The organism is Desulfosarcina cetonica JCM 12296 (genome assembly GCF_001311845.1).
Lineage (GTDB): Bacteria > Desulfobacterota > Desulfobacteria > Desulfobacterales > Desulfosarcinaceae > Desulfosarcina > Desulfosarcina cetonica.
On record NZ_BBCC01000276.1, the window covers coordinates 1 to 6492 of the forward strand.

9 protein-coding genes and 1 pseudogene are annotated in these 6492 nt (G+C 60.7%); all 10 read left to right on the plus strand.

Annotated features, from left to right (window positions below):
- Nucleotides 1-414, plus strand: a pseudogene (locus tag JCM12296_RS48505) (YedE family putative selenium transporter); the annotation flags it as partial.
- Nucleotides 387-881: a YedE family putative selenium transporter gene (yedE, locus tag JCM12296_RS48510; protein WP_281492223.1), complete on the plus strand. Its 495-nt coding sequence runs from the start codon at nt 387-389 to the stop codon at nt 879-881. The pseudogene JCM12296_RS48505 and the gene yedE, both read left to right, overlap by 28 nt.
- 84 nt (nt 882-965) lie before the next feature.
- Complete coding sequence (locus tag JCM12296_RS31715) at nt 966-1640, plus strand: transporter substrate-binding domain-containing protein (RefSeq protein WP_422699202.1); 675 nt, start codon at nt 966-968, stop codon at nt 1638-1640.
- A 353-nt stretch (nt 1641-1993) separates the two neighbouring features.
- Nucleotides 1994-2719, plus strand: coding sequence for an amino acid ABC transporter permease (locus tag JCM12296_RS31720; protein ID WP_246805199.1), 726 nt, complete (start codon nt 1994-1996; stop codon nt 2717-2719).
- Nucleotides 2720-2724: 5 nt separating this feature from the next.
- Nucleotides 2725-3384 carry an amino acid ABC transporter permease gene (locus JCM12296_RS31725; protein ID WP_054701513.1) on the plus strand — a complete coding sequence of 220 codons (660 nt, stop codon included), beginning with the start codon at nt 2725-2727 and terminating at the stop codon, nt 3382-3384.
- Entirely contained in the window at nt 3381-4103 is a 723-nt protein-coding gene (locus JCM12296_RS31730; RefSeq protein ID WP_306304178.1) for an amino acid ABC transporter ATP-binding protein, read from the plus strand. Before JCM12296_RS31725 ends, JCM12296_RS31730 begins: the two co-directional genes overlap by 4 nt.
- A 29-nt stretch (nt 4104-4132) precedes the next feature.
- The gene (locus tag JCM12296_RS31735) at nt 4133-4972 is read left to right on the plus strand and encodes an MBL fold metallo-hydrolase (RefSeq protein ID WP_054701502.1); all 840 of its coding nucleotides are present in this window, start codon (nt 4133-4135) and stop codon (nt 4970-4972) included.
- A gap of 35 nt (nt 4973-5007) precedes the next feature.
- A complete protein-coding gene (locus JCM12296_RS31740) occupies nt 5008-5226 on the plus strand; it encodes a sulfurtransferase TusA family protein (RefSeq protein ID WP_054701505.1) in 219 nt (72 codons plus the stop codon).
- Between the two features lies 1 nt (nt 5227).
- A complete protein-coding gene (locus JCM12296_RS31745; protein WP_083456717.1) occupies nt 5228-5794 on the plus strand; it encodes a putative Se/S carrier protein in 567 nt (188 codons plus the stop codon).
- Nucleotides 5795-5906: 112 nt separating this feature from the next.
- A complete protein-coding gene (locus JCM12296_RS49720) occupies nt 5907-6461 on the plus strand; it encodes a hypothetical protein (protein ID WP_308417255.1) in 555 nt (184 codons plus the stop codon).
- Nucleotides 6462-6492 lie beyond the last annotated feature (31 nt).

Genomic DNA, 6492 nt, shown 5'->3' on the forward strand with positions numbered 1-6492 from the left:
CTCGGTTCGATGCTTGCCGCCTATCTCTTCAAGGAGTACCGGCCGCGTGTGGGCTCGGCGCCCATCGTGCGTTTCATTCTCGGCGCCTTTGCCATGATCGGCGCCCTGGTTTTTCTGGGATGCCCGTGGCGGGCCGTGCTGCGCCTGGCCGGCGGCGACGGCAACGCCATCTTCGGGCTCCTGGGGTTGGCCGCCGGCATCTGGATCGGGACCCTTTTTCTCAAGAAGGGCTACAATCTCGGCCGGACCCAGACCACCCATGCCGCGGTGGGTTGGATGCTGCCATTGGTCATGGTCGGTTTACTGCTCCTCATCCTGGTTTTTCCGCAGATTCAAGGCCAGGCGAAAACGATATCCTTTTTTATAGTATCAAGGGGCCCGGCGCCATGCACGCCCCTTTGCTGTTGGCCCTGATCGTGGGTCTCGGCATCGGCTTCCTGGCCCAGCGCAGCCGCTTCTGCACCATGGGCGCCATCCGGGACCTGGTGCTGTTCGGCCAGACCCACCTTTTGAGCGGGTTCATCAGCCTGCTGGTCTTCGCCTTTCTGACCAACCTGGCCCTGGGCCAGTTCCACCCCGGTTTTGCCGGCCAGCCCGTGGCCCACACCATGCAAACCTGGAACTTCGCCGGCATGATGTTGGCCGGCCTGGCCTTTGCCCTGGCCGGCGGCTGTCCGGGCCGTCAGTTGTTTCTTTCGGGTGAGGGCGATGGGGATGCTGCGGTGTTCGTCCTGGGAATGATCGTCGGCGCGGGATTCGCCCATAATTTCGGACTGGCCAGTTCACCCAAGGGAATCGGTCCCCACGGCATGGCGGCGGTAATCGTCGGCATGGCCGTGTGTTTGTTTATTGGTTTTACCATGCGTCAAACCACCAAGTAGTGCTCGTCCAGAAATGACCAATTTACCCGAATTGAAGAGAGAAAGAGAGCTGAAATGAGAATCCAACACGGTCAAGGAAAATCGGTGTCGCGGCGCCTTCGGGCTGCCCTGGTGATGGTCATCTGTCTGGCCCTGGCCGCGCCGGCCTGCGCCCAAGACATTTTAGAAAAAATCGAAAAAACCGGCAAGGTCACCATGGGCTTTCGCGAAGGCTCCGTTCCCTTCGGGTATATCGACGCCAAGGGCCAATGGGCCGGCTTCGGGATCGATATCGGCCAGGAGATCGTCGCTGCCCTGAGTACCCGCTTCGGCAAACCGATCGAACTGGTCAGGCAGCCGATCAACCCCAAGACCCGCATCCCGCTGGTGGTCAACGGCACGGTGGATATCGGCATCGGATCGACGACCATCACCCTGGCACGGGAAGAGGTGGTCGATTTCAGCCTGCCCTATTTTCTCACCGGCACTATGCTCCTGGTGCCCAAGGGCAGCGACATCCAGGATTTCCCGGATCTGGCCGGCAAGCGCGTCGGCATGGGCAGCGGCTCCACCGCCAACATCAAGGGCCTGGACAGGGCCATGGAATCGGGCTTGATTCAGCCGGCCTGCGAGAAAGTTCTCTTCGAAGAGCATAACAAGGGCTTTCTGGCCCTGCAGCAGGGCAAGATCCACGCCTATTTCACCGATGCGAGCATCCTGGCCGGGATGAAGGCCAAGCGCCAAACCCCGCGGACTGGAAAATCGTCGGAAAGTACCTGACCTACGAACCCTACGGGATCATCCTGCCGGAAAACCAGGGAGAATGGCGCGATTTCGTCAACGCCACCCTCATCCGGACCATCAAGAGCGGTCGGTTCGAGCAAATCTACGCCAAGTGGTTCGGTCCCGAGGGTGAAGTGCCCCTGCCCATGAGCCCCGAGTATAAAACGTTGCTCAAGGTGTTAAGTTATCCAGATTAAAAGGCGGACTCGTAAAAAACCCAATATCGGCGTTACGCGAATCCTTCGTCACTGCGGCGTACGCTTAAGTACGCCTCGCTCCTTAAGGATTCGCAAGCCTTGATCTTGGGCTTTTTACGAATCCTTTAAAACGGAGGCAACCGGCTTTCGGCCATGGGGATTCTGAACTATACATTCGACTGGAGCGTTTTGTGGCGGGATCCCTATGGCGGCATGCTCGTCAAGGGGATCCTGACGACGCTCCAGCTCTCCTTGCTGGCATGGCTCATCGCCCTGGTGCTGGGCTTGGCCGTGGGCCTTTGCCGGGTCCTGCCCCTGCGTTTCACCAGGCTCGTGGGCGGCGCCTATGTGCAGGTCTTTCGCAACACCCCGCTTCTGGTCCAGCTCTTTTTCTGGTACTTCGCCGCGCCGCTGCTGCTGCCCAAACCGGCCCAGGCGTGGTTGTACGACAACGTGCCCAACTATGCCTTCTGGGCCGGGGTGGTGGCGCTGGGCACCTACACGGCCTCCCGGGTCGCGGAACAGTTTCGCGCCGGCCTGATGGCGATTCCAAGGGATCAGTACCGCGCCGCCTACGCCACCGGATTGACGACCGTTCAGGTCTACCGTTACGTGATCGCCCCCTTCGCCCTGCGACTGATCCTGCCACCGTTCACCACCGAATTTTTGACCTGTTTCAAGAATTCGGCCCTGGCCATGACCATCGGCGTCATGGAGGTCACCCACACGGCCTATTATATTGATTCCTTTACCTGGCACGGCCTGGAGACGACCACCGCGGCCAGCGCGGTGTACCTGTGCATCGCGGCTTGCATTACGGCGGGCATGGCGTTTACCGAAAAACGGGTCCGCATCCCCGGCATGATCGTCAGGCGGTGATCGACATGGACCTGGACGTCGTCAGCGACAACTTTGCGTTCATGATGGGCGGACTGGGCCTGACCGTTCAACTCGCGGTCATCACCATTGTCTGCGGCCTGATGCTCGGCACGCTACTGGCCCTGGCCCGGCTTTCCTCCCGCGTCTGGCTCTATTGGCCGGCGACGGCGTACATTCACTTCTTCCGGGGGCTACCCTTGATTCTGGTGATCTTCTGGCTCTATTTTCTCTTCCCGGTGATCACCGGCAAACCCATGCAGGCATTTGCGGCCGCCATCGTCTCCTTCATCGTCTTCGAGGCGGCCTACTTCGCGGAAATCATCCGCGCCGGCATCCAGTCCATACCCGAAGGGCAGTCCATGGCGGCCCGGGCCAGCGGCTTGACCGGTTACCAGACGGTCCGTTATGTGATCCTGCCCCAGGCCCTGCGCAACATGGTGCCGGCCCTGGTCACCCAGTCCGTGGTGATCTTCCAGGACACCTCCCTGGCCTATGTGATCGGCCTGAGGGAATTCTTGCGACGGGTCAACCTGGTGGACGCCAGGGAGGCACGCTCCGTGGAGCTCTATCTTTTCGCCGGCGCAGTCTATTTCGCAATCTGCTCGGCGGGCTCCCTGGCCAGTCAGCGGTTGGAGAAAAGAAGGGAAAGGATGTCCTTGGCTTGATCCAGATCCAGCATGTCAGCCTGTGGTACGACAAGACCCATAAAGCGCTCGACGATGTCAGTGAAAGCATCCGGCGCGGCCAGACGGTGGTCATCTGTGGTCCGAGCGGCTCGGGGAAGAGCTCGCTACTCAGGTGCATCAACGGCCTGGAGCGCTTCCAGGAAGGCCGGGTTGTGGTGGACGGCGTATCCGTTCGCCAGCCGGGAACCGATATCCACAAGCTGCGCGCCGAAATCGGCATGGTGTTCCAGCATTTCGAGCTTTACCCCCACATGACGGTGATGCAGAATATCACCCTGGCGCCCATGCGGGTACGTAAAATGTCACGGGCGGTGGCCGAGAAAAAGGCCATGGCCCTGCTGGAACGCGTCGGCATTCCGGAAAAGGCGTCGCGCTTCCCGGAAGAGTTGTCCGGCGGTCAGAAACAACGGGTGGCCATTGCCCGCGCCTTGGCCATGGAACCCAAAATCATGCTCTTCGACGAGCCGACCTCGGCCCTGGACCCGGAAATGATCAAGGAGGTCCTGGATGTCATGACCGACCTGGCCAGGGAGGGCATGACCATGGTGGTGGTCACCCATGAAATGGGCTTCGCCCGGGGGGTGGCCGATCGCATCGTTTTCATGAGCCAGGCCAAAATCGTCGAGACCGGTACCGGCAGCGATTTTTCGAGCGCCCGCAAAACCAAAGGACCCGCCAGTTTCTGGAACGGATCCTGATTTAGACACCTTTAACAGGCGGTTTGCCGATGAACGACCATATCAAAATCACCATCTTGTGCGAAGACCAGGCCCAAATGGGCTACAAGGACAAGATTTTTCTGGCCCAGCACGGATTTTGCGCCTTTATCGAAGCCGACCGCAAAATCCTCTTCGACACCGGGGCCACGGATCTTTTCCTGCATAACGCCGCGCTTGCGGAAATCGACCTCAACGCCATTGATCTGGTCGTGCTGAGCCATGGTCATTGGGACCATACCGACGGCCTCAAGGCGCTTTGGGAAATGTCGCCGGCCAAGTTTCGCCTATTGGCCCATCCCGGCGTCTTTGCCGACCGGCACAAGGCATCCGGTGAATACAACGGCATCGGCTGGCACCGGGAAGAAATCGAGGCGCGTTTCGATCTGGTCCTGTCCCAAACGCCATGCCCCATCGCGGATGGGATTTACTTCCTGGGGGAAATTCCGCGGGAAAATGATTTCGAGGCCCGCCAGACCCGTTTCTACCAAATGAAGAACGGCCAACGCGCGGCGGACTTCATCATGGACGATTCAGCCCTGGCCATCTGTACCCCAAAAGGCCTGGTGATCGTTTCGGGATGTTCCCACGCCGGGATCTGCAATATCGTCGCGTATGCCCGCAAGGTCACGGGAGAAGACCGGGTGCATGCCGTGTTGGGCGGTTTTCACCTGCTGGGGGAACCGCTTCAACTGGAACGGACAATCGATTTTTTCAAGGCCAACCCGGTCGCGCATCTTTATCCGCTGCACTGTACCGATCTGCCGGCCCTGAGCCGGTTTCACCAGGAATTCGGCATCCGTAAATTGTGCGCCGGGGATTCGATCGTGATCGATGGTGGCGTTGATTGAACCATATCAGTGTTCAAGATAAAAGGAGGAAGACGATGTCTAAACTGATCGATGCGCGCGGCCTTTCATGCCCGCAACCGGTGTTGTTGACCCTTGACGAAATCAAACAGGGCAGCGAAAAGGAAATTGTCATTCTGGTGGATACCGACACGTCCAAGGAGAACGTGAGCCGCGCGGCCACCAGCCAGGGATGCACGGTCAAGGATATCCAGCCTGACGGCGAAGGGTACAAGATCACGGTGACAAAAAGCTGACATGGGGTTTTTCGCCTTCCTGAAAAACGGCCTCAAGCGCGCCCCGGACAAAACCGCCGCGCTCCCCCGAGCGGATCGTGGCATCCTGATCTTCGAGAACACCAGCGAGGTGATCCGGGCCGAAAACTGCCTGAAAGCGGCCGGCTGGCCGGTGCGGGTGATGGGGCCGCCGCCGGAAATCCAGCGCGGCTGCGACTTGGTGATCGAGTTTCCCCTCATGGAGCGCCTTGAAATCATGCGCCTGCTGGACGAGACCGGCGCGCCGCCATTGGAGATGGTGCCGGTGACCGGGCCCTTGCTGGCGCCGGTGGATCTGTTTCAGACCGTCGACTACGGGGCCTGGCTGATGGTGCGGGCCGCCAACATGAAGATCTGCATCGAAAAGCGTTCGCAAATCATCGTAAATATTTCCGGTGGCGGGTGCCCGGACGTCCCCTATCTGGCCCAGGAAATGGTGGGCAGGACGCTTGACCAGGCCCCGAGACCGCGCGATATCGGCCACACCCTCTGCGGTTACGCCTTGGAGCTGGCCTACGAGGAGATCCGCCGCCAATGCTCTGCATCCTAGGGACGGTACCGGACGCCGGGTTCCCGATGGTCAACGGGCCGGTATACCTGAAAAACGGCCGGCTGATCGTTGGGGATCGGCAGGTGGCCATTCAACGCGGCACCCCAGCCTGGTGGGCGCGGTCCTGGCAGCCCAAACGGTGCTGCCCTTGCCGGCGGTGGAGGCGTGGTTGGTGGGGGATATCGGCCGTGGCGAGGGCAGCCGCCGGCTTTACGCGCATATGGAGCAAGCCCTGGACCGGTCTGCCTGGACCGTGCTGGTCTTTCATTACCTGCAGCCCGATGTGGATTGGCACAACCGGGTGCTGTTCACCGTTGAACGGATTCTTCCCCGGCCGGTCCTGATCGCCGACGCCGGGTTCATGTACGCGGCCAAGATGAGCGGGCAGGCCGACCAATACGATCTGTTCACCCCGGATGTGGGCGAGCTGGCCTTTCTGGCGGACGAGCATGCCCCCACCCCTTCTACACCCGCGGGTTCATCCTCCACCAGGAGAACAAGGTCCCCGAGCTTATCGCGCGGGCCTACCAAAATGCCAACGCGGCCCGGTGGCTGTTGGTCAAGGGCCGCACGGACTACCTGGCCGATGCCCAAGGCATCCGCAAGACCGTGGATGCACCGGCCAGCGCGGCCATGGAAGCCATGGGCGGCACCGGCGACACCCTGACCGGCCTGGTCGCCGCATTGGCCGCCTCGGG

What these genes read in the sequence shown, in the direction of transcription:
- JCM12296_RS31735 (WP_054701502.1), top strand. Translation starts at nt 4,133, where the DNA reads ATGAACGACCATATCAAAATCACCATCTTGTGCGAAGACCAGGCCCAA.
- JCM12296_RS31745 (WP_083456717.1), top strand. Translation starts at nt 5,228, where the DNA reads ATGGGGTTTTTCGCCTTCCTGAAAAACGGCCTCAAGCGCGCCCCGGAC.
- JCM12296_RS31720 (WP_246805199.1), top strand. Translation starts at nt 1,994, where the DNA reads ATGGGGATTCTGAACTATACATTCGACTGGAGCGTTTTGTGGCGGGAT.
- yedE (WP_281492223.1), top strand. Translation starts at nt 387, where the DNA reads ATGCACGCCCCTTTGCTGTTGGCCCTGATCGTGGGTCTCGGCATCGGC.
- JCM12296_RS31725 (WP_054701513.1), top strand. Translation starts at nt 2,725, where the DNA reads ATGGACCTGGACGTCGTCAGCGACAACTTTGCGTTCATGATGGGCGGA.
- JCM12296_RS31740 (WP_054701505.1), top strand. Translation starts at nt 5,008, where the DNA reads ATGTCTAAACTGATCGATGCGCGCGGCCTTTCATGCCCGCAACCGGTG.